We start from the raw sequence: 22,684 nt of genomic DNA, 5'->3' as shown, positions 1-22,684 counted from the left end.
GCACCATCCCCGAGGATGACCGTGCGGGTGAAGCGGGTGCGCGAGGAACGGGCCGACGGCGACGGCACGCGGGTGCTCGTCGACCGGCTCTGGCCCCGCGGGGTCGCGAAGGCCGACGCCGACCACGACGCGTGGCTGCGCGACGTCGCGCCCAGCCCCGAGCTGCGGAAGTGGTTCGCCCACGACCCCGCGAAGTACGACGAGTTCGCCCGCCGCTACCGCGCGGAGCTCGAGGAGGAGCCCGCCGCGTCGGCGCTGGCCTCGCTGCGCGACACGACGGGCCCCCTCACCCTGCTCACGGCGACCAGGGACACGGACCACAGCCACGCGCGTGTCCTGGCCGAGGTCCTCAGAGCTGGATCGACTTGACCTCGAGGAACTCCTCGAGCCCGTAGCGGCCGAGCTCACGGCCGGTGCCCGACTGCTTGTAGCCGCCGAACGGGGCGAGCGGGTTGAACGCCCCGCCGTTGACGTCGACCTGGCCGGTGCGCATGCGCTTCGCGACCTCAAGGCCCCGCTCCTGCGACCCCGCGAACACCGCGCCCGCGAGCCCGTAGACGGTGGCGTTGGCGATCTCCACGGCCTCGTCCTCGTCGCCGTAGGGCATCACCGACAGCACCGGGCCGAAGATCTCCTCCTGCGCGATCGTCGCGTCCGGCCGCACGCCCGAGAAGATCGTCGGGCGCACGTAGGCGCCGCTCTCGAGCCCGTCGGGTCGACCCGGGCCGCCGACGGCGAGCTCGGCGCCCTCGGAGACGCCGGTGGCGATGTACTCCTCGACCCGCTGACGCTGGCGCTCCGAGGACATCGGCCCGATGCGCGTCGACTCGTCGGTGGGGTCGCCGACCGTGTACTTCGCCGCCTGCTCCACGGCCATCTCCACGACCTGGTCGTGCAGCGACTGGGGCACGAGCAGGCGGGTCCACGCGGTGCAGGTCTGCCCGCCGTTGATGAAGCAGTTGCCCAGGCCGAGCTTCACGGCCTGGGTGAGATCGGCGTCGTCGAGGACGATGTTGGCCGACTTGCCGCCGAGCTCGAGGGCGACGCGCTTGACGGTGCCGGCCGCGACCTCCTGCACGCGCCGGCCCGCGGGCACCGACCCGGTGAACGACATCATGTCCACGCCCGGGTGGGCGGCGAGCGCCTCACCCGCCTCGGGGCCCGTGCCGTGCACGACGTTGAAGACACCGGTGGGCAGGCCGGCCTCGCGGGTGATGTCGGCGAGGATGCCCGCGGTCAGCGGCGCGACCTCGCTGGGCTTGAGCACGATCGTGCAGCCGGCGACCAGCGCCGGCGCGACCTTGGCGACCACCTGGTGCAGCGGGTAGTTCCACGGCGTCACCGCGCCCACCACGCCCACCGGCTCCCGGACGACCAGCGAGTTGCCGATCTCCTCGGTCCACGGGAACGACTCCGCGAGCCCGGCCACGCCCTTCGAGGTGGCCATCGGCATGCCGACCTGCACCGAGTTGGCGAACTTCGTCGGCGACCCCATCTCGGCGGTGATCGACGCGGCGATCGCGCCGCTGCGCGCCTTGATGCCCTCGCGGATCGCCAGGACCATCGCGACCCGGTCGGCCAGCGGCGTCGCCGCCCATCGCGGGAACGCGTGCCGCGCGGCCAGCACGGCGGCGTCGACCTCGGCCGTGCCGCCCGCGGGCACCTCCGCGATCGTCTGCTCCGTCGCCGGGTTCACGACGGCGATCGACCCGGACCCCTCCTGCCAGGCCCCGTCGATCCAGTGCCTCGTCAGCGTCTCCGTCGCGGTCGTCGTCTCCATGGGTCCAGCCTGCCCGACGGGGCGACGTCCTCGCCCGCGTGACCTACCGTGTGAGCACGGACACACAGCGTGGAGGCCCCTCATGCTCATCGACGACATCCGGCGCACACCCGCGAAGGTGCTCACCGAGGAGCAGCGTGAGTCGTACTGGGCGGACGGCTACCTGCTCCTCGAGCGCCTGATCGGAGAGGAGTGGCTGGAACGCCTGCGCGCTGCCACCGAGGAGATGGTCGAGCGCAGCCGCGCCCTCACCGCGTCCGACCGGGTCTTCGACCTCGAGCCCGACCACACCGCCGACGCCCCGCGCCTGCGCCGCGTCACCAGCCCCGTCGACCAGCACCCGGACTACTGGGCCTACGCCCGGGACTCCGTGCTCGCCGACGTCGCCGCGGACCTCGTCGGCCCCGACGTCGGCTTCCACCACTCGAAGCTCAACTTCAAGTGGGCGCGCGGCGGCGCCGAGGTCAAGTGGCACCAGGACATCCAGTACTGGCCGCACACCAACTACACGCCGCTGACCTTCGGCACGTACCTGTACGACTGCGGCATGGAGCAGGGGCCGCTCGGTGTCCTGCCCGGCAGCCACGACGGTCCGCTGTACGACCTCTACGGCGGCGACGGCGCCTGGGCGGGCGCGCTGAACCCGCAGGACGCGGCCGGGCTCGACGTCGACCGCACCGTCTACCTGCCCGGCCCCGCGGGGTCGGTGACGATCCACAACTGCCGGGCCGCGCACCACTCCGCGGCCAACGACTCGCCGATCGGGCGGCCGCTGCTGCTCAACGTCTACAAGGCCGCCGACGCGCTCCCGTACACCGCGAACCCGCTGCCCTCGAGCCACGCCGAGGAGATCGTCCGCGGCGAGCGGGCGCGCTGGGCGCACCACGACCCGCGGCCGTGCCTGGTGCCGCCGGACTGGTCGGGCGGCTACACCAGCCTGTTCGCGCTCCAGCAGAAGGAGGCGCCGGCGTCGATGTGACGCCGGCGTCGGCCTCCCGCGGGGTCAGTCGAACTTGAGCTCGGTGTCGCGCGTGCGCTTGAGCTCGTAGAAGTACTCGTAGCCGGCGAGGAGCCGGGCGCCGTCGAAGATCTGGCCGGCCTGCTCGCCCTTGGGGATGCGGGTCAGCACCGGGCCGAAGTACGCCGAGCCCTCGACGTGGATGACCGGCGTGCCGACGTCCATGCCCACGGGGTCCATGCCCTCGTGGTGGCTCTTCTTCAGGGCCTCGTCGTACTCGTCGGTGTGCGCGGCCTGCGCGAGCGAGCTGTCGAGCCCGACCTCGTCGAGGGCCTTCGCGATGACGTCGTCGAAGTCCTTGTTGCCGTTGTTGTGGATCTCGGTGCCCATCGCGGTGTACAGCGGGGCGAGGATGTCGTCGCCCTTCTGCTGCGCCGCGGCGATGGCCACGCGCACCGGGCCCCAGGCCTTCTTCATCATCTCGGCGTACTCCTCGGGCAGGTCCCGGCCCTCGTTGAGCACGGCCAGGCTCATGACGTGCCAGTGCGTCTCGACGTCACGCACCTTCTCGACCTCGAGCATCCAGCGCGACGTGATCCAGGCGAACGGGCACAGCGGGTCGAACCAGAAGTCGACGCGGGTCTTGTCTGCCATGACGGCGGGTTCCCTTCTCGGAGGTCCTCATCCACGGCAACCCCGGCGATGGGCTGTGATGTTCCCGGAGCTGCGATGGTCCGGCTCCGCTGCGCTCCGCGTCCGCGGTCGTAGGGTGGCGCCGTGGCTGCCCCGAACCTGACCCGCGACGACGCCGCGACGCGCGCCGAGCTGCTCGAGGTCGACTCCTACGACATCGACCTCGACCTCACCGACCCGGCGACCGGCGGACCCGGCGAGTCCACGTTCCGGTCGATCACCACCGTGCGTTTCCGCTGCGCACAGCCCGGCGCGTCGAGCTGGATCGACATCGTCGCCGCCGGCGTGTGCTCGGCCGTGCTCAACGGCAGGCCGCTCGACGTCGCCGCCTACGACGAGGAGAAGGGGATCGAGCTCCCCGACCTCGCCGCCGACAACGAGCTGGTCGTCGACGCCGACTGCCGCTACATGAACACCGGCGAGGGCCTGCACCGCTTCGTCGACCCCGTCGATGGCGGCGTCTACCTGTACAGCCAGTTCGAGACGGCCGACGCCAAGCGGATGTTCGCCTGCTTCGACCAGCCCGACCTCAAGGCGACCATCGCCGCCGCGGTCACGGCGCCGTCGAGCTGGGAGGTCATCGCCAACGGCGCGGCCGCCGAGGCGTCCGAGGCGGGCGGGGTCACGCGGCACGTGTTCGCGCCGACGCCGCGCATCTCGACCTACCTGGTCGCGCTGGTCGCCGGCCCGTACGCCAAGTGGACCGACACCTACACCGACGAGCACGGCTCGATCCCGCTCGGCATCTACTGCCGGGCGAGCCTTGCCGAGTTCATGGACGCCGACCGGCTGTTCACCGAGACCAAGCAGGGCTTCGGCTTCTACCACCGCAACTTCGGCGTGCCCTACCCGTTCGACAAGTACGACCAGCTCTTCGTGCCCGAGTTCAACGCCGGCGCGATGGAGAACGTGGGCGCGGTGACGTTCCTCGAGGACTACGTCTTCCGCAGCCGCGTCACGCGCTACCTCTACGAGCGCCGCGCCGAGACCGTGCTGCACGAGATGGCGCACATGTGGTTCGGCGACCTCGTCACCATGCGCTGGTGGGACGACCTGTGGCTCAACGAGTCGTTCGCGACCTGGGCCAGCGTCGTCAGCCAGGCCGAGGCCACCGAGTACCGCAACGCGTGGACGACGTTCGCCAACGTCGAGAAGTCGTGGGCGTACCGCCAGGACCAGCTGCCCTCGACCCACCCGGTCGCCGCGGACATCCCGGACCTGCAGGCGGTCGAGGTCAACTTCGACGGCATCACCTACGCCAAGGGCGCCTCGGTGCTCAAGCAGCTCGTGTCGTACGTCGGGCAGGAGGAGTTCCTGTCCGGGCTGCGGCTGTACTTCTCGCGCCACGCCTACGGCAACGCCACGTTCGACGACCTGCTCGGCGCGCTGACCGAGGCGTCGGGCCGCGACCTGTCGGGCTGGAGCGCGCAGTGGCTGCGCACCACGGGGCTCAACTCGCTCGCGCCGTCGTTCAGCGTCGGTGAGAACGGCAAGTACACGGCGTTCGAGGTCGTGCAGGGCGGGGCGCGGCCTGGCGCCGGCGAGCTGCGGACCCACCGCCTCGCGGTGGGGATCTACGGCGAGGACGGATCGGGCAAGCTCGTCCGGCAGCACCGCGTCGAGCTCGACGTCAGCGGCGAGCGCACCGAGGTGCCCGAGCTGATCGGTGTCGAGGCCGGCGCGCTCGTGCTCGTCAACGACGACGACCTGACCTACTGCACGATGCGCCTCGACGAGCGCTCGCTGACCACGCTGATCGACCGCATCGGCGACATCGCCGAGCCGCTGCCCCGCACCCTGTGCTGGTCGGCGGCCTGGGAGATGACGCGCGAGGCCGAGCTGCGCGCCCGCGACTTCGTCACGCTGGTGACCGGGGGCATCGCCGCCGAGTCCGAGGTCGGCGTCGTGCAGCGGCTGCTGCTGCAGGCCCAGACGGCGCTCGCGTCGTACGCCGAGCCGGCCTGGGCGGTCGCCGAGGGGTGGCCGACGTTCGTCGCCCGCCTGCTCGAGCTCGCCCACGCCGACCCGGGCTCGGACCACCAGCTCGCGATCGTCAACGCGCTCGCCGGGTCGGTGCTCACCCCCGAGGCGCTCGACGCCCTCGCCGGGTGGCGCTCCGGGTCGGCGCCGCTCGAGGGCCTCACCGTCGACACCGACCTGCGCTGGCGGCTCCTGCACGCGCTCGTCGCCCACGGCGCCGCGGGCGAGGCGGAGATCGACGAGGAGTACGCGCGCGACAACACCGCCACCGGGCGGCGCATGGCCGAGCGGGCCCGCGCGCTGATCCCCACCCCGGAGGCCAAGGCCGAGGCGTGGCGGCGCGCGGTCGAGGACGACACCCTGCCCAACGCCATCAACTCGGCGATCATCATGGGCTTCTCGCACCCGGCCCAGCAGGCGCTGCTCGCCGACTACGTGGCGAAGTACTTCGCGGTCGTCGACGAGGTGTGGGCGCGGCGCTCGTCGGAGCAGGCGCAGCCGATGGTGCAGGGCCTCTTCCCGTCCTGGGCCGTCGAGCCCGCGACGGTCGAGGCCGCGGACGCCTGGCTCGCGGGCGACCACCCGCCGGCCCTGCGACGCCTGGTCACCGAGGGCCGCGCCGGCGTGGTCCGCGCCCTCGCGGCCCGGGAGTTCGACCGGGGCTGAGGTGCGCTTCGCGCATGTGAGCACTTTCGCGTGCTATGGCACGCGAAAGTGCTCACATGCCGAAGGCACCTAGTGCGCCTGGCCCGCCTGGTCGGCGAGCATCGTGATGCCCTCGACCATGCCGCCGACGAGGTCGGACTCCTTGAACGAGGCGACCATGCTCATCACCGCGAGCTTGGCGCCGCGGTCGTCGATGCGGCGGCTCGACTCGGCGCCGGTCACGATCTCGACGACGCGCTCGCCCGGGGACACCGCGACGACGACGGCCTCGGCGGCGCTGTCGCCGAGCGAGGCGTGCAGTTCCTCGGCGCGTTCCCGCGAGCGGGTGCCGAGCGCGCCCACCCACAGCGTGAACAGCAGCCCGGACTCGCGGGAGGCCAGCGTCAGGGCCTCGTCGAGACGCGAGAGCTGGGACGCGGAGAACGGCGTGCGCGAGTCCTCGGCCAGCACGTCGGTCGCCTCGGAGATCCGCCCGGAGGCGGTGGCGACGCGCGCCTGCCCGGAGACCGGGTCCTCGAGGACACCGGGGCCGCTGGTCAGTCGGGTGGTCTCGCCGGGCGCGTCCTGCCCGGCCGGGACGACCTCACCACGTGCCACGAGCGCCTCCTCGGGCGGTGTGCTCGGCGGCCGCGCCGGCGGGCACGGCCTCGACGGTCGGCCCGGCGACGCCCGAGCCTCGGGGGTTGCCCATCCACCACAGCGGTTCGTGGTCCCACGCGTCGCCGGAGCGGTAGCGCGCGCCACGCGACGACGGGCGGACGAGGGTCATCGCGGCGATCAGCCCGATCCCCCCGATCGAGGTCACGCCGTAGAGCAGGAAGGTGGTCATCGGGCTCACGCGCAGCACCGTAGTGGATCGGCTCGACGACGTCCCGTCGTAGGAGACGTCCTCACACCTCGGGCGGACGCCGGTCGGCCCACGGACGAGCGGCCTCGAGCTCGGCGCCCAGCCCGAGCAGCACCGACTCCTCGCCGCGCCGTCCGCGCAGCGCCACCCCGATCGGGAGACCGTCGGACCACCCCAGCGGCAGCGAGATCGCGGGCTCGCCGGTGAGGTTGGCGACCGCGGTCCAGGGCGTGAACGCGATCTGGCGGGCGAAGTCGTCGGCGGGATCGCCGGTCTCGGTGAACCACCCGACCGGGCGCGGCGGCAGCGCCACGGTCGGGGTGAGGACGGCGTCGTGGGCCGCGCGCTCCGCGACGAGCGCGCGCGTCACGACCTGGACCGTGTGCAGCGCGGCCATCGCCGCCATCCCGTCGACCTCCCGACCGCGGGATCGCAGGTAGCGCGTCAGCGGCTGCAGGCGCGGCTCGTCGGCGGGGTCGACGGGGTCACCCAGCGAGAGCACCGTCCACAGCGTCAGGAACGCGTCGACGCCCTCGTCGGGCAGGCGGAGCGACACCGGCTCGACCTCGTGCCCGAGCTCGGCGAGCAGCGCCCCGACGTCCTCGGCGGCGGCACGGCACGCGGGGTCGACCGCGACACCGTCCAGCGGCGCGTCCACGGCCAGTGCGATCCGCCGCCGGGGCGACGGCGCGGACAGGGCCGCGAGGTAGCCGCCCGCCGGTGGCGGCGCCGGCACGAACGGCTCCCCGGGCGCAGCCACGGCCATGGCGTCGAGCAGCGCGGCGGCGTCGGCGACCGTCCGGGCGAGGGGGCCGTGCACCGAGAGCCCCGCCGGGTCGCCGCCCGCCGGGCCGGCGGGGACGCGCCCCCGGGTGGTCTTGAGGCCGACCAGACCGCACGCCGAAGCGGGGATGCGGATCGAACCGCCGCCGTCGGTGCCGTGGGCGACGGGCATGATGCCGGCGGCGACCGCGGCCGCCGCCCCGCCCGACGAGCCACCGGCCGAGCGCGAGCGGTCCCACGGGGTCACCGCCGGCGGTCCCACGGCGGGCTCGGTGTAGCAGGGCAGCCCGAACTCGGGCACCGCGGTCTTGCCGATGCTGATCGTCCCGGCGCCGCGCAGCAGGCCGACGACGTCGTCGTCACGGGCGGGGACCCACCCGTCGTAGATCACCGAGCCCCGCCCCGTCGGGACGCCGGCGGTGGCCGTGAGGTCCTTGACGGCGGTCGGGACCCCGGCGAGGGGGCCGGCGCCCTCCCCGCCCGCGCGGTCGAGCGCCCGGGCCGCGTCGCGGGCGCGCTCGGGCGTGAGCAGCGTGAACGCGCCGAGGGCGGGGCCCAGGCGCTCGGCGCGCGCGAGGGCGGCGTCGACGGCCTCGAGGGCCGTGATGTCGCCGCGTCGCACCGCGGCGGCGGTCTCGAGGGCGCTCAGCTCGTGGAGATCGCTCACGGTTGCCCCATGCTGCCGTACGGCCGGGGCGCGGGCCGCGTCAGGCGGCGGTCTCCCCGAGGTAGGGCAGCCAGAGCGGGTCGGCGTCGACAAGGCCGGCGAGCAGGCGCCAGTGCCGCCCGCGGGGCGCGGTCGGCATGGTGCGCAGCGGCCAGCCGAGCTCGGCGAGCAGCTTGTCGGCCTTGCGATGGTTGCACCGCGCGCAGCAGGCGACGCAGTTCTCCCAGGTGTGCGTGCCGCCGCGGCTGCGGGGCACCACGTGGTCGATGGTCTCCGCGCGCCCGCCGCAGTAGGCGCAGCGGAAGCGGTCGCGGTGCATGAGCGCCGCGCGCGTCAGCGGCACCCGCGCCCGGTAGGGCACCCGGACGTAGCTGCGGAGCCGGATCACCGAGGGGACCTCGACCGAGCCGGTGGCCGAGTGCAGGACCAGCCCGGCGGCGTCGCCGTGCACCACCTCGGCCTTGCCGCAGACCAGCAGCACGATCGCGCGCCGGAGGGGCAGCGCGGTGAGGGGCTCGAAGGTGGCGTTGAGGAGCAGGACCCGGCGGCGGCCCCAGGGCGGCGACGGCGGCGGGGCGGGGGGATCGTCCGGGGAGTCGAGAGCGAGAGGGGGAGCGACGGTCAGTTCGGGGACGGGATCGGGAGGGTCGGACGCGCCGCGGGGCGCGGTGGTGGGCGGGACCTCGCTGACCAGCGGAGTCACGCTGCCGGGTTGTCGTTCGTGCACACGACCACCTCCCGCCGAGTTGGCCCTAGTCGACCACACAACGGGCCCGATCGCACCTGTGTTCTCACCGAACGCATCGGCGCGTCACCGGCGTGTCACCGGGTGGTCGCCGGGGACCGCCCGGGAGGCCGACGGGCCGGCCGGGACGTGCTCTACCGTCGGGGAACGTGACCGTGCCGTTGCCGACGCCGCCACCGAGCACCCCGCCGGCCACCCCGACCCCCGCGCCGGGTCCGGCCGTCGACTTCTCCTCGCCGCTCTCGCTGCCCTCGCAGCCGCCGGCGTGCGCCTCCGACGCGGGCTCGCTGTGCCAGCGGGTCTACGAGCTCACCCGCGCCGACTGGCTCTCCCGCTCGGCCGACCAGTTGCTCACGCACCTCGTCGTCGTGGTGCTGATCATCATCGTCGCGGTGGTGCTGCGCCTGGCGGTGCACCGGGCGATCGCGCGGCTGACCAGCGGGGCGCGCGAGGGGCGGGTCCCGGCGCTGCTGCGCCCGCTGCGCGACCGTGCCGTGCGGACGCTGCGCGACGCCGCCCCGCTGATGGTCGAGCGCCGCACGCAGCGCGCGCAGGCGATCGGCTCGGTCCTGCGGTCGTTCTCGACGATCCTGATCTACGGGGTCGCGTTCGTGCTCATCCTGGGCGAGTTCGGGGTCAACCTCGCCCCGATCATCGCCTCGGCGGGCATCGTCGGCGTCGCGATCGGGTTCGGCGCCCAGAACCTCGTCCGCGACTTCCTGTCCGGCATCTTCATGATGCTCGAGGACCAGTACGGCGTCGGCGACGTCGTCGACCTCGGCGAGGCCACCGGCACCGTCGAGGCCGTCGGCCTGCGGGTGACGACGCTGCGCGACATCGCCGGGACCGTCTGGTACGTCCGCAACGGCGAGGTGCTGCGCGTCGGCAACTCCAGCCAGGGCTACTCGGTCGCCGTCGTCGACATCCCCGTCGGGCACAGCGCCGACGTCGACGACGCCCTCGAGATCGCCGAGCGGGCCGCGAACGCGGAGTGCGCCGAGCCCAAGATCGCGAGCAAGGTGATCGCGCCGCCCGAGATGCTCGGCGTCCAGTCCGTCACCGCCGAGGGCGTGCTCATGCGCCTGACCATCAAGACGCGCCCGGGCGAGCAGTGGGCCGTGCAGCGCGCCGTCGCCGCGGAGATCAAGACCCAGCTCGACGCATCGGGTGTGCCGGCGCCGTACCCGTTCGCGGGGCGGCCCGGCGTGGCGGGGCCCGGCACCCCCGCGGTCTGACCGGCGCCGGTCTGGTGCCACCCGGGGCGAGCGGATCTGGGACCGTGGTGGGGTGAGCGCACCACAGGCCGGCCGCCCCGAGACGTTCTACGAGGCCGTGGGCGGGCACGAGACGTTCGCGGCGATCGTGCACCGCTTCTACCAGCAGGTCGCCGACGACCCGGTCCTGCGTCCCCTCTACCCCGAGGAGGACCTGGGCCCGGCGGAGCTGCGGCTGCTGATGTTCCTCGAGCAGTACTGGGGCGGCCCGCAGACCTACTCCCACCAGCGCGGACACCCGCGCCTGCGCATGCGGCACGGCCCGTTCCCCATCGGCCCGCTCGAGCGCGACGCGTGGCTGCGCTGCATGCGCGTCGCCGTCGACGAGGCCGACCTGCCCGAGGAGCGGCGCCGCCAGATGTGGGAGTACTTCGAGATGGCCGCGACCAGCATGATGAACAAGGCCTGGTGAGGATGCCGGACAACCCGCTGCAGAACGTCAGCTTCCCCTCGGGCGGCCGGACCGCCCACGGCTACCTGGCGCTGCCCGAGTCGGGCTCCGGGCCCGGCGTCATCGTGATCCAGGAGTGGTGGGGCCTGACGTCCCACATCGCCGAGGTCACGGACCGGCTCGCGGCCGAGGGCTTCGTCGCCCTCGCCCCCGACCTCTACGGCGGCGCCACCACGCACGACGCCGACGAGGCGGGCAAGCTCATGCAGGACCTGCCCGTCGAGCAGGCCGCCACCGACCTCGCCGGCGCCGTCGACTTCCTGCTCGGCCACGACGCCGTCGTCGGCGAGAAGGTGGGCGCCGTCGGCTTCTGCATGGGCGGGGGCTTCGTCCTCGTGCTCGCCGCGCAGCAGGGCGACCGGATCGGCGCGGCGGTGCCGTTCTACGGCGTGCTCGGTGAGGACTACCCGAGCTTCGCGAACCTCTCGGCGCCCCTGCTCGGCCACTTCGGCGAGGAGGACGAGATGGCTCCGCCGGACGCCGTCGAGGAGCTCGCCGAGCGGATCGAGGCCGAGTCCGGCGTCACCCCGGACTTCCGGATCTACCCGTCGGACCACGCGTTCTTCAACGACGAGAACCACCTGGGCACCTACGACCCCGAGCAGGCCCTCAAGGCCTGGAGCGCCACCCGCGACTTCCTGCGCAAGCACCTGGGTTGACCTATGTGAGCACTTTCCGGCGCTATAGCCCCGGAAAGTGCTCACATGAGGACGGTGAGGGCCGGGCGGCGGTGGCGGACGATCGCCGCGCCGCCGAGCTCCAGGCGCATCCACGCCCCGTCGCCCGAGATCGCCACGCGCACCGCCGCGCCGCCCTCCGGCCAGCCCATCCCCGCCACGGCGACGGCGCAGCGCGCGGGCACGCGCACGCCGCCGGCCTCCCACGCCGTCGCGTCGAGCCCCGCCGGATCGGCGCGCGCGACGACGGCGTCGATCTCCGCCGACGGGATCTCCCCCACCACCTCCCAGCCCACCTCGCCCGGGAGGTCGCCGCGCCAGCGGTCGTCGACCGCCCGGCCCGGGTCGACCTCGGGGGCGTCGACCACCGACAGCGCCGCGAGCAGGTCGGACGCCATCACCGTGACGTCGGCGGGGTCGACCCGGCCCGGCGCCGCGGTCGTGACGAGCACCGCGAACGGGGTGCCCGCCCACAGCGCCACGCCCGTCCCGGCCGAGCGCAGCCGCACCACCGCCGCCGGGTCGAGCCGCACCACGCGGGCGACGACGTCGGCGAGTGCCGCGCGGTCGGCCGCGGCGGGGACGACCAGGCTCACGTCGTGTAGCCGGCGAGGAACTCCCGCTCCTCGGCGGTCAGGCGGCGCGGGCGCTCGGTGGCGAGGTCGTAGGGCACGAGCTGGGTGCTGGCGGTGACGGCGGGCTTGGCTTCGTCGAAGGACCCGTCGCCGGCACCGTTCGGCAGCAGCAGCCGGTAGGCGACGCGGAACGACGCCGCCCGCACGTCCTGCGCGGTCATCACCACGCGCACGCCGGCGGGCGTCCACGCGATCGGGCGCTTGTAGGCGACCTCCAGCGACGCGACGAGCAGGCCGGCCTCGAAGGCGGCGACGCCCGCCTTCGTCGCGGCGTCGAACAGCAGGCCGGTCCGGGCGTCCTCGAGCAGCGTCACCACGCGGGCGTGGTTGACGTGCCCGTAGGCGTCCTGGTCAGACCAGCGCACCGCGACGTCGTTGACGTAGGGCGCCACGCGCGTTCCTCCGGGGTGTCTCGGGTTCAGCGGACCATGCTGCGGATCTGGCGGGCGGCGACCGAGACGGTCGCGAGGTCCGCGCGACCGACCTTCGCGATCTCGGCGAGCGCGGAGCGTGCCCGCATCAGCCGCGACGCGTTCGCCTGCTCCCAGTGCTCGATCTTCTCGTCCGCCGACTCGTCGAAGCCCGTGTCCGCGAGCACGTCGAGCGTGATGGCGCGCAGGGACGAGTAGAGCTCGTCGCGCAGCGAGAGCCGCGCGAGCGCGTGCCACCGGTCGGAGCGCTCGAGACCGGCGACCGCGGTGAGGAGTGCGTCGAACCCGAGGTGCTCGGAGAGCGCGTAGTACAGCTCGGCCACCGCGTACATCTCGTCGTCGGTGACCTCGCCGTCGTCCTCACGCAGCCCGCCGCGCTCCCGCTCGGCGAACTCGGCGATCTCGACGACGTCGAGCAGGCCGAACGCGTAGAGGCCGCCGACGGCGCGGCGGGCCAGCTCGACGGGTGCGCCCTCGTCGACGAACGCCTGGGTGTGCTCCGCGAGGCCCTCGGCCTCCCGGCCCCGCAGCAGGTCGGGCACCCGCGGCGCCAGGCGCGTCACCCACGGCGAGAAGCGCGTGACCTCCGCGCCGATCGCCAGCGGCTGCGGCCGGTGGGTGAGGTACCAGCGCGCGACGCGGTCGAGCTGGCGGCGCAGGGCGAGGGTGAGCCGGTCGGCGACGAGTGTCGGCAGCGTCCGGTCGCCCGCCGCGATGTCGTCGGCGAGCACGTCGAGCCCGAACACGGTGGTGGCGACGTGGTAGGCGCGCACCGCGTCGCCCGGCGTCGCCGCGACCTCCTGGGCGAGGCGGTGCACGTAGGTCAGCCCGCCGCCGTCGACCACGGTGTTCGCCAGCATCGTCGTCACGATCTGGCGGCGCAGCGGGTGCGCCGCCACCGCCTCCGGGTAGCGCTCGGCGAACACCGCCGGGAAGTAGGACGGCAGGCGCCGGGTGAAGACCTCGAGGTCGGGCACCTCGGACGCCGCGAGGGCGTCGGTGAGGTCGAGCTTGACGTGGGCCATCAGCGTCGAGAGCTCCGGGCTCGACAGGCCCTCCCCCGCCGCCTGCCGGGCCGCGAACTCCTCGGTGCTGGGCAGGACGTCGAGCTCGCGGTCGAGGCGGCCGCGCGCCTCGAGGTCGGCGACCAGCGACTCCTGCACGTGCGCCATCGGCGCCGCGTGCGACCGCGACACCCCCAGCACCTCGTTCTGGCTGACGTTGTCGGCGAGCACCAGGTCGGCGACCTCGTCGGTGGTCGCGGCGATCTGCTCGTCGCGCTCGGCCGGCGCCAGCTCGCCGCGCTCCACCAGCGAGTCGAGCAGGATCTTGATGTTGACCTCGTGGTCGGAGCAGTCGACGCCCGCGCTGTTGTCGATGGCGTCGGTGTTGACCTTCCCGCCGCGGCGCGCGTACTCGATGCGGCCCCGCTGGGTCAGCCCCAGGTTGCCGCCCTCGCCCACCACCGCGACGCGCAGCTCGTCGCCGTCGACTCGCACCGCGTCGTTGCTCTTGTCCCCGACGTCGGCGTGGGTCTCGGTGGACGCCTTGACGTAGGTGCCGATGCCGCCGTTCCACAGCAGGTCGGCCGGGGCGCGCAGCACGGCGCGCACGAGCGACGGCGGGTCCAGCTCGCCCGCCTCGATGCCGAGCACCTCGGCGGCGCGCGGCGACACCGGGATCGCCTTCATCGTGCGCGGGAAGACCCCGCCGCCCTCGCTGATCAGCGAGGAGTCGTAGTCGGCCCACGACGACCGTGACAGCGCGAAGAGGCGGCTGCGCTCGGCGAACGAGACCGCGGGGTCCGGGTCGGGGTCGAGGAAGACGTGCCGGTGGTCGAACGCCGCGACGATCCGCAGGTGCTCGGAGAGCAGCATCCCGTTGCCGAAGACGTCGCCGGACATGTCGCCGACCCCCACGACGGTGACCTCGTCGCTCGCGACGTCGCGCCCGAGCTCGCGGAAGTGGCGACGCACCGACTCCCACGCGCCGCGGGCGGTGATGCCCATGGCCTTGTGGTCGTAGCCCACCGACCCGCCGGAGGCGAACGCGTCGCCGAGCCAGAACCCGTAGTCGACGGCGACGCCGTTCGCGATGTCGGAGAACGTCGCCGTGCCCTTGTCGGCCGCGACGACCAGGTACGGGTCGTCGCCGTCGTACCGCACGACGTCCGGCGGCGTCAGGATCGCCGACTGCGCGGCGTGCCCCTCGCGGTTGTCGACGAGGTCCAGGAGGCCCGAGATGAACATCCGGTAGCAGGTCACGCCCTCCGCGCGCGTGGCGTCGCGGTCGGCGGCGGCGTCACCGGTCGGGACCGGGGGGCGCTTCACGACGAACCCGCCCTTGGCGCCCACCGGGACGATCACCGCGTTCTTCACGGCCTGCGCCTTGACCAGGCCGAGGATCTCCGTGCGGTAGTCCTGCAAACGGTCCGACCAGCGCAGACCGCCGCGGGCGATGTCACCGAAGCGCAGGTGGACGCCCTCGACGCGCGCCGAGTAGACGAACGTCTCGATCGCGGGTGCCGGCTCCGGGACGCCGGGCACCTGCGCCGGGTCGAGCTTGAGGGCGAGGAACGGCCGCGCCGCGCCGCGCTCGTCGCGGCGGAAGTAGTTGGTGCGCAGCACCGCGCGCACCACCCCGAGCAGCGAGCGCAGGATGCGGTCCGCGTCGAGGCTCGTCACCTCGGCGATGGCCGCCGTGACGCGGCCGTCGACCTCGGCGACCCGGCGGTCGCGCTCGTCGTCGTCCAGCGCGGGGTCGAAGCGGGCCTCGAACAGCTCGACGAGCCCGACCGCGACGTCGCGGTGCGCCCCGACGACGTCGGTGATGTAGCTCTGCCCGTAGGCGTTGCCGATCTGGCGCAGGTAGCGCGAGAACGCCCGCAGCACCGCCGCCTGGCGCCACGTCAGGCCCGCCCGCACGACCAGCGCGTTGTAGCCGTCGGCGCCGGCCAGCCCGCTCCACACGGCGTCGAACGCCTCGGCGAACCGCTCGGTGAGGTCGTGCTCCGTGCCCGGCGGCACCGTCGCGGCGTCACCCAGCCGCAGGCCGAAATCGTTGATCCAGCACGCGACGCCGTCGCCGCGGGTGACCCCGTAGGGCCGCTCGTCGACCACCACCACGCCCAGCGACTGCAACGCCGGCAGCACCGACGACAGCGTCGCGCGGCGCCCCGCGAGGTACAGCTTGAGGCGTCGGTCGCCCGCGTCGGGGTTGGTCGGGTGGTAGAGCCGCACCGCGGTGTCGCGGCCTTCGGCGCCCTCGGCGCCCTGCGGCGTGAGGCCGTCCAGCACCCGCAGGTCGAGCAGCCCGCGCTCCGGCCCGAAGTCCTCCTTGTAGGCCTCGGCGAACGGCTCGCCGATCGCCGCGATGATCGCCCGCTCCTCGCCGCTGGCCGCCTCGCGCAGGCGGTCCGACCACGTGCGGGCGGCCTCCGCCAGCTCGTCGGTGAGCGTGTCGAGGTCGGGCGACACCGGGTCCTCACGGCCCGTGTGCACGGTGACGTGCAGCAGCGCGAGCTGGTCCTCGGTCACCCGTGCCGTGTGCTCGAGGTCGGTGCCGCGCAGCTCCCGCATCAGCACGTCCTGCATCCGCAGGCGCGCCGCGGTGGTGTACCGGTCGCGCGGCAGATAGATCATGCAGGAGAAGTAGCGGCCGAACGGGTCCCGGCGCAGGAACAGCCGGACGCGGCGGCGCTCGGCGAGGTCGAGCACGCCGGTGGCCGTGGCCTCCAGCGACGCGCGGTCGGTGCACAGCAGCTCGGCGCGCGGGTAGGTCTGCAGCACCTCGAGGAGCCGCTGCCCCGACCACGAGTCGACGGGCAGCCCGGCCTCGACGACGACCTCCTGCACCCGGCGCGAGACCACCGGTATGCCCAGCACGTCGGCGTGGCGCGCGGCCACGGTGAGGATGCCGAGGAAGCGGTGCTCGCCGACCAGGCGCCCGTCCTCGTCGAAGATGCTCACCCCGACGTAGAGCGGGTGCTCCGGGCGGTGGACCGTCGAGCGGGCGCTCGCCCGGGTCAGCACGAGCAGCCGCCGGGACGTCGTGTCGGCGCCGGTGCCGGCGGGGCTGACGCTGTCGGGGCTCGCGGTGAGCGTGCGGGCGACGAGGCTGTCGCGCCGCAGCACGCCCAGACCGGTCGCGAGCACCCCGCGCAGCGCAGGCCCGTCCGGGGTGTCGACGAGCTCCTGGCGCCGGTACCCGAGCATGATCAGGTTGCCCTGCGCGAACCACCGCAGCAGGGCGACCGTGTCGGCGGTCTCGGCGTCCCCGCCCGCGCCGTCCAGCTCGTCGGCCAGCGCCCGGGCCGCCGAGTTCATCCGGTCGCCGTCCTCGACGACCTCGCGCACGTCGGTGAGCACGCTCGAGAGCCGCGCGTGCAGGTCGGCGGCCAGGTCGCGCGCCGGGTCGGAGCCCGGGAGGTCACCCAGTTCGATGTTCATCCACGACTCGGCGACCGTGCCCGGCGGCGGGGCCGCGGGGTCGGCGAGCGGGAGGATGTCGAGCAGCTCGCCGCGCACGTCGCGGCGCACGACGACCACGGGGTGCACGACGCGGTGCACGCTCGCGCCGGTGCGGTCGAGCTCGGCGAGCACCGAGTCGATGAGGAACGGCATGTCGTCGGTGACGACGAGCACCGAGATCCGCCCCGCCGAGCCCGGGGTGTCGAGCACCGCGGTGACCGGCTTCCCCGGCACCCGCAGCCGCGCGAGGCTGCGGTGCGCGCGCACCGTGGCGAGCGCGTCCTTGGGGTCCGCGACGAGCTCGCCGTCGGGGACGCGGTCGAAGTAGGCCACCGCGAGCTCGCCCAGCGCCGAGTCCGGCGGGCTGTGCTCCGCGGCCACCGTGCGCAGGAGCCCGCGGTCGCCGGGCCACCCGTCGACCGCGGCGGACGTGGCGACCGGCTGTGTGCCCGTCGTCATGCCGCGCCCCCGGGGGCCAGGGGCCGTCGAGCCGCTACCCGCGCGGCATGGGGATCGTCGCCGTTCCTCCGGGCGTCCACGCCCGCCACCATAACGATCCGCTCGCCGTCCCCGGCCGCCCGGACGTCGGCGTCACGGCACCGGTCCGGGGGCCTCAGCGGCGCGCGCGGCGGACGGCCGCGCCGGGGTCGACGGAGTGGTACGCGTCCATGGCGTCGGCCAGCAGGTCGGCGAGGCGTGGGCCGGAATCGTCCGCCCGCCGCGCCGACGGCACCCCGTTGCGTGTGCCGGGCGCCGGCGGCGCAGCCCCGGGCCGGGGCTCCGCGCTCGTGGCGGGCGGTCGGCCCACGACCTGGGTCGTCGGCGCGGCCGGCTCCGGGGCGGCCTCGTACTCCGCGAGCAGGTCGACCAGCGTCAACGCCAGCTCCCGGCGGTACTCGTCGTCCGCGGCGGAGCTCGAGGTCCCGGTGCCCAGCGCCTCGCCCCACCGGCCGGCGACCGTCCGCGGCTCGTCCTCCCGGGCCCCGCCCTCGCTCCCCGGCCGGCCGTTCCCGCCGGCCCGCGGGGCACCGTCGACGCGCACGGTCTCCCCCGGGGCCGGCGCGCCGCGCATGACCTGGCCGCCGCCGACGGCACCGTGACCGTTGCGGCGTGGCGCGGGGTCGTCGGCGAGGCCGCCGTGCCCCCCACCGACGGGCTGCTCCAGGGGGTCCCGGCGACGACGGTGCCGCTCGCCGTCGTCCGCGTGGCCCCGGGCGAGGTGCTGGTCGGGCCCCTGTGGCTCGGCATCGACGGGCACCTCACCGCGCCCGTCGGGCGGCTCCGGGCGCCGGGGCAGCAGCGACTCGCTCGTCTCCCACCGCGCGCGGGCCCGGGCGAGGCGCCGGCTGCGCGCCTCCGCCGCCGAGTCGCCCCGTCCGTCGTCATGGCCCGCGTCGACGGCGCCGTCCCGGGTGCTGTCACCGTTCGCGGACGGGGCAGCCGTCGCGGTGAACGCCTCGAGACCACCCTCGCGTGCCGCGGCCAGGGCCGCCGCGAGCGCCGCGCCGGGGTCCTCGTCGTCGCGGTACCGCGCGCGCCGACGACGCGGTGCCGGCTCGGGTGCCGGATCGGGTGCCTCCTCCGGCGCCGGCGCCTCGGAGGGCGGGCCACCGGTACCGGCGGAAGGCTCCGCGCTCCGGGTGGTGAGCTCCTCGAACGACCCGAGCTCCGTCGCGGCGAGCGCTGCGCTCAGCAGATCGGCCGGCGACGGCCCGGCCCCGACATCCCCGCCCGGGGTGCCGAGGGCCGCCAACGACGCGCGGACGGCGGCCAGCGGATCGGCGTCGGGCGCCGGCTGCGCCTCGGTGGGCTCCGCCGGGCCCTGCTCGCCGGACCCGGTCGCGGGCGGCGCGTCCTCGGCTCGCGCGAGGGCCACGGCCAGGGCGATCCGGGCCCGGGTCGTCTCCTCGCGTGCCGCGGTCGCGTGGGCGTGGGCGCGCCGCAGCTCGTCGAGCGCGTGGCGGCTCTCCCCGCGGCGGGCGGCGACCTCGGCGAGCACCTCGATCGCCTCCGCCGCCTGGGCCTCGTGGCCGCGCGCGACGAGGTCGGCCTCCGCCTCGCGGGCCAGGTGCGCGGCGGTGTCGAGGTCTCCGGCCGGCACGGCGACGAGCCCGGCGAGGGTGCACCGCACTCTCCCGACCGCGAGCGCCGTGGTGGTCTGCGGGGTCCCCGCGAGGGCCGGCGCGGCAGTCTCCCGGGCCTCGTCCGCGCGGCCGAGCTCGGCGAGCAGCTCCACCTGGTCGGCGACGAGCATCGCCGTTTCCCGTCCGCCGTCGACGCCGGGTTCGCCGGTGACGGCATCGCGCAGGACGGCGAGAGCGCCCGTGGCGTCCCCGCCGACACGACGCGCGTGCGCCCGGGACCGCGCCACGGCCAGCCGGCGGACGTCGTCGGTCGGCGTGCCGACGAGGTCCTCGACCTGGCGGGCGGCGGCGTCGACCCCGGGGACATCGCCGCGGGCCGCGCGGGCGGCCGCCCAGGCGACCAGGGCGTCCGCGCGCACCGTCGGGGACAGTACCTGGCCGCCGGCGAGCGGTTCGAGCAGGGCCTCCGCACCGTCGACCTCCTCGCAGCGCACCGCGGCGAGGGCCAGCTCGCACCGCAGCACCGCCGCGTCGGCACCCCGCGCCTCGCGCTCGGCGTCGCGCAGCAGCGGCAGGGCGCGGAGGATCAGCGCGGCCGCCCGGTCCGACTGTCCGAGCGCGAGCACCGCCGACCGCTCGGCCGCACCCCGCGCGTCGGCGTCGTCCCCCGCCGACCGCGCGACGTGCTCGGCCAGTGCGACGCTCAACTGCGGGTCCGCCCACCGCAGGCCCTCGGCCACCGCGAGGATCGCGCTCGCGCTGAGCCCGTGGACCGCGGGCTGCCGCGCCGACCCCTCCACCGCGTCCGGGTCCTCAGTCCCGGGTCAGCTTGCGGTGCGTCACGCGGTGCGGGCGCGCGGCGTCGGGGCCGAGGCGCTGGATCTTGTTCTCCTCGTAGTCGGCGAAGTTGCCCTCGAACCAGAACCACGACGCCGGGTGATCATCGGTGCCTTCCCACGCGAGGATGTGGGTGCAGACGCGGTCGAGGAACCAGCGGTCGTGGGAGACGACCACGGCGCAGCCGGGGAAGTTCTCCAGCGCGTTCTCCAGCGACGAGAGGGTCTCGACGTCGAGGTCGTTCGTCGGCTCGTCGAGCAGCAGCAGGTTGCCGCCCTGCTTCAACGTCATCGCGAGGTTCAGGCGGTTGCGCTCGCCACCGGAGAGCACGTTGACCGGCTTCTGCTGGTCCGGCCCCTTGAAACCGAACGCCGAGATGTACGCCCGCGAGGGCATCTCGACGTTGCCGACCTGGATGAAGTCGAGCCCGTCGGAGACGACCTTCCACACGTTGTCGGTGCCGGAGAGCCCCTCGCGGCCCTGGTCGACGTACGACAGCTTGACCGTGTCGCCGACGCGGACCTCGCCCGAGTCCGGCTTCTCGAGCCCGACGATCGTCTTGAACAGCGTCGTCTTGCCGACACCGTTCGGGCCGATCACGCCGATGATGCCGTTGGGCGGCAGGGAGAACGACAGGTCCTTGATCAGCACACGGCCGTCGAACCCCTTGTCGAGGTGGCTCACCTCGACCACCACGTTGCCCAGGCGGGGGCCTGGCGGGATCTGGATCTCCTCGAAATCGAGCTTCCGCGTCTTCTCCGCCTCGGCCGCCATCTCCTCGTAGCGGGCCAGACGCGACTTGCTCTTCGCCTGCCGTGCCCTGGCCCCGGAGCGCACCCAGGCGAGCTCGTCCTTCAGGCGCTTCTGCAGCTTGGAGTCCTTGCGCCCCTGGACCGCGATCCGGTCGGCCTTCTTCTCGAGGTACACCGAGTAGTTGCCCTCGTAACCGATCGCCCGGCCGCGGTCGAGCTCGAGGATCCAGCCCGCCACGTTGTCGAGGAAGTACCGGTCGTGGGTGACGGCGAGGACGGCGCCCTCATAGCTCGCGAGGTGCTGCTCGAGCCACTGCACGCTCTCGGCGTCGAGGTGGTTGGTGGGCTCGTCGAGCAGCAGGAGGTCGGGCTTGCTGATCAGGAGCTTGCAGAGCGCGACACGACGACGCTCACCGCCGGAGAGGTGGGTGACCGGCTCGTCGCCGGGCGGACAGCGCAGCGCGTCCATGGCCTGCTGGAGCTGCGAGTCGAGGTCCCACGCATCGGCGTTGTCGAGGTCCTCCTGGAGGCCGCCCATCTCCTCCATCAGCTCGTCGGAGTAGTCGGTGGCCATCAGCTCGGCGATCTCGTTGTAGCGCGCGAGCTTGGTGGCGACGTCGCCGGCGCCCTCCTGCACGTTCCCGAGGACCGTCTTCTCCTCGTTCAGCGGCGGCTCCTGCTGCAGGATGCCGACCGTCGCCCCCGGGGCGGCGAACGCCTCACCGTTGTTGGGCTGGTCGAGTCCGGCCATGATCTTCAGAACGCTCGACTTGCCCGCGCCGTTGGGGCCGACGACACCGATCTTCGCGCCGGGCAGGAAGCTCAGCGTGACGTCGTCCAAGATGACCTTGTCACCATGGGCCTTGCGAACCTTCTTCATGGTGTAGATGAACTCAGCCACGCCCTCGATGGTAGTTGCCACGACTCGGCGCCCACCGGCCCCGGGGCGGTTCAGGCGCTCACACGCCCGGTGCCGGACCGACGGCGCTCTCCTGCGGCGATCCCGGTGACCGTCGCCCCCTCCCCCGTCGCCTCCTCGGCCTCCGACCGCTCGTGGACGTCGCGTCCTCCCAGCGGCCGCGCGGCCTCCACCGTGGCGCCTCCGGCCCCGGGTGCTGCGTCCGCGTCCTCGGACGCTTCTGCCCCGACCGGCCGCATGCCGGCCTCGTCCGTCCCGGAGGGCGCGCCCTCGACGCCGTCGGCCGCGGTGGCGGCCCGCCAGGGCTGCACGGTGGCCGTGCACCGCGCGAGGTCGGGCCCGACCGCCGTCGCGGCGATCTCGGTCATGTACCGCCGCTGCCCCTCGACCTCGAACTCCCGCACCGACAGTCGTCCGGTGACGACCACGGGGTCGCCCTTGACGAGCACCCGCGCCCCTTCGGCGAGCCGTCGCCAGCAGGTCACGGACGCCGTGAAGCGGCCGCCGTCGATCCAGGTGTCCGACGCCTTGTCGTACCGGCGCTCCGAGCTCGCCACCCGGAAGGTCACGAGGAGGTGCTCCTGGTTGTTGCCGACCCGCTTGGCGATCACGTCGCTGGCGACGTTGCCCGTCACCGTCACCATCGTCTCGTTCACGTCGCACTCCGCTCGCTCCGCGCCGAGGCGATTCCCCGGTCCGCTGCGAGAAGCCTCCCCGTGAGTCACGGGAAGGCGTGAGCGCCGAATGACGGGCTGTGGACGGTGTGCGCGGGTGGGGACAACTGCCGGCCGGCCCGGCGCCGTTCTTGGGCCGGTTGCCGCAACCCGGAGGTCCGCACAGCGGAGGTCGAGGAGCACGAAAAAAGGGGCGAGGCTCGGTGGGAGTCTCGCCCCTTCTTGTGTGGGGGTGGTGGGGGTGGTCGGGTGTTCCGGCGGTGTCCTACTCTCCCACGACCTGTCGGTCGCAGTACCATCGGCGCTGGAGGGCTTAGCTTCCGGGTTCGGGATGGGTCCGGGCGTTTCCCCTCCGCTGTGAC

General features: G+C 74.2%; 18 protein-coding genes and 1 rRNA gene. 6 read left to right on the top strand and 13 right to left on the bottom strand.

What is annotated here, in order from left to right:
- Positions 1 to 15: 15 nt before the first annotated feature.
- Positions 16 to 369, top strand: a complete 354-nt coding sequence (locus ACFPK1_RS19810) for a DUF488 domain-containing protein (RefSeq protein ID WP_378022662.1) — start codon at positions 16 to 18, stop codon at positions 367 to 369.
- Here the strand turns inward: ACFPK1_RS19810 and ACFPK1_RS19805 are convergent.
- A complete protein-coding gene (locus ACFPK1_RS19805) occupies positions 350 to 1,780 on the bottom strand; it encodes an aldehyde dehydrogenase family protein (protein WP_378022661.1) in 1,431 nt (476 codons plus the stop codon). The genes ACFPK1_RS19810 and ACFPK1_RS19805 overlap by 20 nt on opposite strands.
- An 82-nt stretch (positions 1,781 to 1,862) precedes the next feature.
- Here ACFPK1_RS19805 and ACFPK1_RS19800 point away from each other — a divergent pair, with 82 nt between their 5' ends.
- Entirely contained in the window at positions 1,863 to 2,759 is an 897-nt protein-coding gene (locus ACFPK1_RS19800; protein ID WP_378022660.1) for a phytanoyl-CoA dioxygenase family protein, read from the top strand.
- Between the two features lie 24 nt (positions 2,760 to 2,783).
- On the opposite strand, the gene ACFPK1_RS19795 is transcribed toward ACFPK1_RS19800, so the two are convergent.
- On the bottom strand, positions 2,784 to 3,392 hold the full coding sequence (locus tag ACFPK1_RS19795; protein WP_378022659.1) for a mycothiol-dependent nitroreductase Rv2466c family protein: 609 nt from the start codon (positions 3,390 to 3,392) through the stop codon (positions 2,784 to 2,786).
- Between the two features lie 123 nt (positions 3,393 to 3,515).
- On the opposite strand from ACFPK1_RS19795, the gene pepN reads away from it, so the two are divergent.
- Positions 3,516 to 6,077 (top strand): aminopeptidase N, encoded by a 2,562-nt coding sequence (gene pepN, locus ACFPK1_RS19790; protein WP_378022658.1) that lies wholly within the window; start codon positions 3,516 to 3,518, stop codon positions 6,075 to 6,077.
- Positions 6,078 to 6,146: 69 nt separating this feature from the next.
- On the opposite strand, the gene ACFPK1_RS19785 is transcribed toward pepN, so the two are convergent.
- The 4 genes from ACFPK1_RS19785 to ACFPK1_RS19770 all read right to left on the bottom strand — a co-directional run bounded on the left by ACFPK1_RS19785 (position 6,147) and on the right by ACFPK1_RS19770 (position 9,101).
- A complete protein-coding gene (locus ACFPK1_RS19785; RefSeq protein WP_378022657.1) occupies positions 6,147 to 6,674 on the bottom strand; it encodes a DUF5130 family protein in 528 nt (175 codons plus the stop codon).
- Positions 6,661 to 6,906: an aa3-type cytochrome oxidase subunit CtaJ gene (gene ctaJ / locus ACFPK1_RS19780; RefSeq protein ID WP_465252225.1), complete on the bottom strand. Its 246-nt coding sequence runs from the start codon at positions 6,904 to 6,906 to the stop codon at positions 6,661 to 6,663. The genes ACFPK1_RS19785 and ctaJ overlap by 14 nt, the downstream gene beginning before the upstream one ends.
- 61 nt (positions 6,907 to 6,967) lie before the next feature.
- On the bottom strand, positions 6,968 to 8,374 hold the full coding sequence (locus ACFPK1_RS19775; protein WP_378022655.1) for an amidase: 1,407 nt from the start codon (positions 8,372 to 8,374) through the stop codon (positions 6,968 to 6,970).
- Positions 8,375 to 8,414: 40 nt separating this feature from the next.
- A complete protein-coding gene (locus ACFPK1_RS19770; RefSeq protein WP_378022654.1) occupies positions 8,415 to 9,101 on the bottom strand; it encodes an HNH endonuclease in 687 nt (228 codons plus the stop codon).
- Between the two features lie 263 nt (positions 9,102 to 9,364).
- Between ACFPK1_RS19770 and ACFPK1_RS19765 the strand changes: the two genes are divergently transcribed.
- The 3 genes from ACFPK1_RS19765 to ACFPK1_RS19755 are packed head-to-tail and all read left to right on the top strand — an operon-like array spanning position 9,365 to position 11,503.
- Complete coding sequence (locus ACFPK1_RS19765; RefSeq protein WP_378022842.1) at positions 9,365 to 10,354, top strand: mechanosensitive ion channel family protein; 990 nt, start codon at positions 9,365 to 9,367, stop codon at positions 10,352 to 10,354.
- A 52-nt stretch (positions 10,355 to 10,406) separates the two neighbouring features.
- The gene (locus ACFPK1_RS19760) at positions 10,407 to 10,805 is read left to right on the top strand and encodes a globin (protein WP_378022653.1); all 399 of its coding nucleotides are present in this window, start codon (positions 10,407 to 10,409) and stop codon (positions 10,803 to 10,805) included.
- Positions 10,806 to 10,807: 2 nt separating this feature from the next.
- Positions 10,808 to 11,503: a dienelactone hydrolase family protein gene (locus ACFPK1_RS19755; RefSeq protein WP_378022841.1), complete on the top strand. Its 696-nt coding sequence runs from the start codon at positions 10,808 to 10,810 to the stop codon at positions 11,501 to 11,503.
- A 41-nt stretch (positions 11,504 to 11,544) separates the two neighbouring features.
- Here the strand turns inward: ACFPK1_RS19755 and ACFPK1_RS19750 are convergent, their stop codons facing one another.
- From ACFPK1_RS19750 to rrf, 7 genes are all read right to left on the bottom strand, one after another.
- Complete coding sequence (locus ACFPK1_RS19750; RefSeq protein WP_378022652.1) at positions 11,545 to 12,117, bottom strand: DUF8010 domain-containing protein; 573 nt, start codon at positions 12,115 to 12,117, stop codon at positions 11,545 to 11,547.
- A complete protein-coding gene (locus ACFPK1_RS19745; RefSeq protein ID WP_378022651.1) occupies positions 12,114 to 12,548 on the bottom strand; it encodes an acyl-CoA thioesterase in 435 nt (144 codons plus the stop codon). Before ACFPK1_RS19745 ends, ACFPK1_RS19750 begins: the two co-directional genes overlap by 4 nt.
- 26 nt (positions 12,549 to 12,574) lie before the next feature.
- Complete coding sequence (locus ACFPK1_RS19740) at positions 12,575 to 17,515, bottom strand: NAD-glutamate dehydrogenase (RefSeq protein WP_378022650.1); 4,941 nt, start codon at positions 17,513 to 17,515, stop codon at positions 12,575 to 12,577.
- Positions 17,516 to 17,669: 154 nt separating this feature from the next.
- Positions 17,670 to 19,940: a hypothetical protein gene (locus ACFPK1_RS19735; RefSeq protein WP_378022649.1), complete on the bottom strand. Its 2,271-nt coding sequence runs from the start codon at positions 19,938 to 19,940 to the stop codon at positions 17,670 to 17,672.
- A gap of 13 nt (positions 19,941 to 19,953) precedes the next feature.
- Positions 19,954 to 21,630 (bottom strand): energy-dependent translational throttle protein EttA, encoded by a 1,677-nt coding sequence (ettA, locus tag ACFPK1_RS19730; protein WP_378022648.1) that lies wholly within the window; start codon positions 21,628 to 21,630, stop codon positions 19,954 to 19,956.
- Between the two features lie 50 nt (positions 21,631 to 21,680).
- Complete coding sequence (locus ACFPK1_RS19725; protein ID WP_378022647.1) at positions 21,681 to 22,304, bottom strand: single-stranded DNA-binding protein; 624 nt, start codon at positions 22,302 to 22,304, stop codon at positions 21,681 to 21,683.
- A 270-nt stretch (positions 22,305 to 22,574) separates the two neighbouring features.
- Positions 22,575 to 22,684: ribosomal RNA gene (gene rrf / locus ACFPK1_RS19720) — 5S ribosomal RNA — on the bottom strand; the annotation flags it as partial.

Source organism: Actinomycetospora rhizophila, from assembly GCF_042657905.1.
GTDB classification, from domain to species: domain Bacteria; phylum Actinomycetota; class Actinomycetes; order Mycobacteriales; family Pseudonocardiaceae; genus Actinomycetospora; species Actinomycetospora rhizophila.
This window is presented reverse-complemented; position numbering and strand designations above follow the sequence as displayed.

Coding starts and splice junctions, on each gene's coding strand:
- ACFPK1_RS19755 (WP_378022841.1), top strand. CDS start 10,808: ATGCCGGACAACCCGCTGCAGAACGTCAGCTTCCCCTCGGGCGGCCGG.
- ACFPK1_RS19800 (WP_378022660.1), top strand. CDS start 1,863: ATGCTCATCGACGACATCCGGCGCACACCCGCGAAGGTGCTCACCGAG.
- ACFPK1_RS19805 (WP_378022661.1), bottom strand. CDS start 1,780: ATGGAGACGACGACCGCGACGGAGACGCTGACGAGGCACTGGATCGAC.
- ACFPK1_RS19810 (WP_378022662.1), top strand. CDS start 16: ATGACCGTGCGGGTGAAGCGGGTGCGCGAGGAACGGGCCGACGGCGAC.
- ctaJ (WP_465252225.1), bottom strand. CDS start 6,906: ATGACCACCTTCCTGCTCTACGGCGTGACCTCGATCGGGGGGATCGGG.
- ACFPK1_RS19795 (WP_378022659.1), bottom strand. CDS start 3,392: ATGGCAGACAAGACCCGCGTCGACTTCTGGTTCGACCCGCTGTGCCCG.
- ACFPK1_RS19740 (WP_378022650.1), bottom strand. CDS start 17,515: ATGACGACGGGCACACAGCCGGTCGCCACGTCCGCCGCGGTCGACGGG.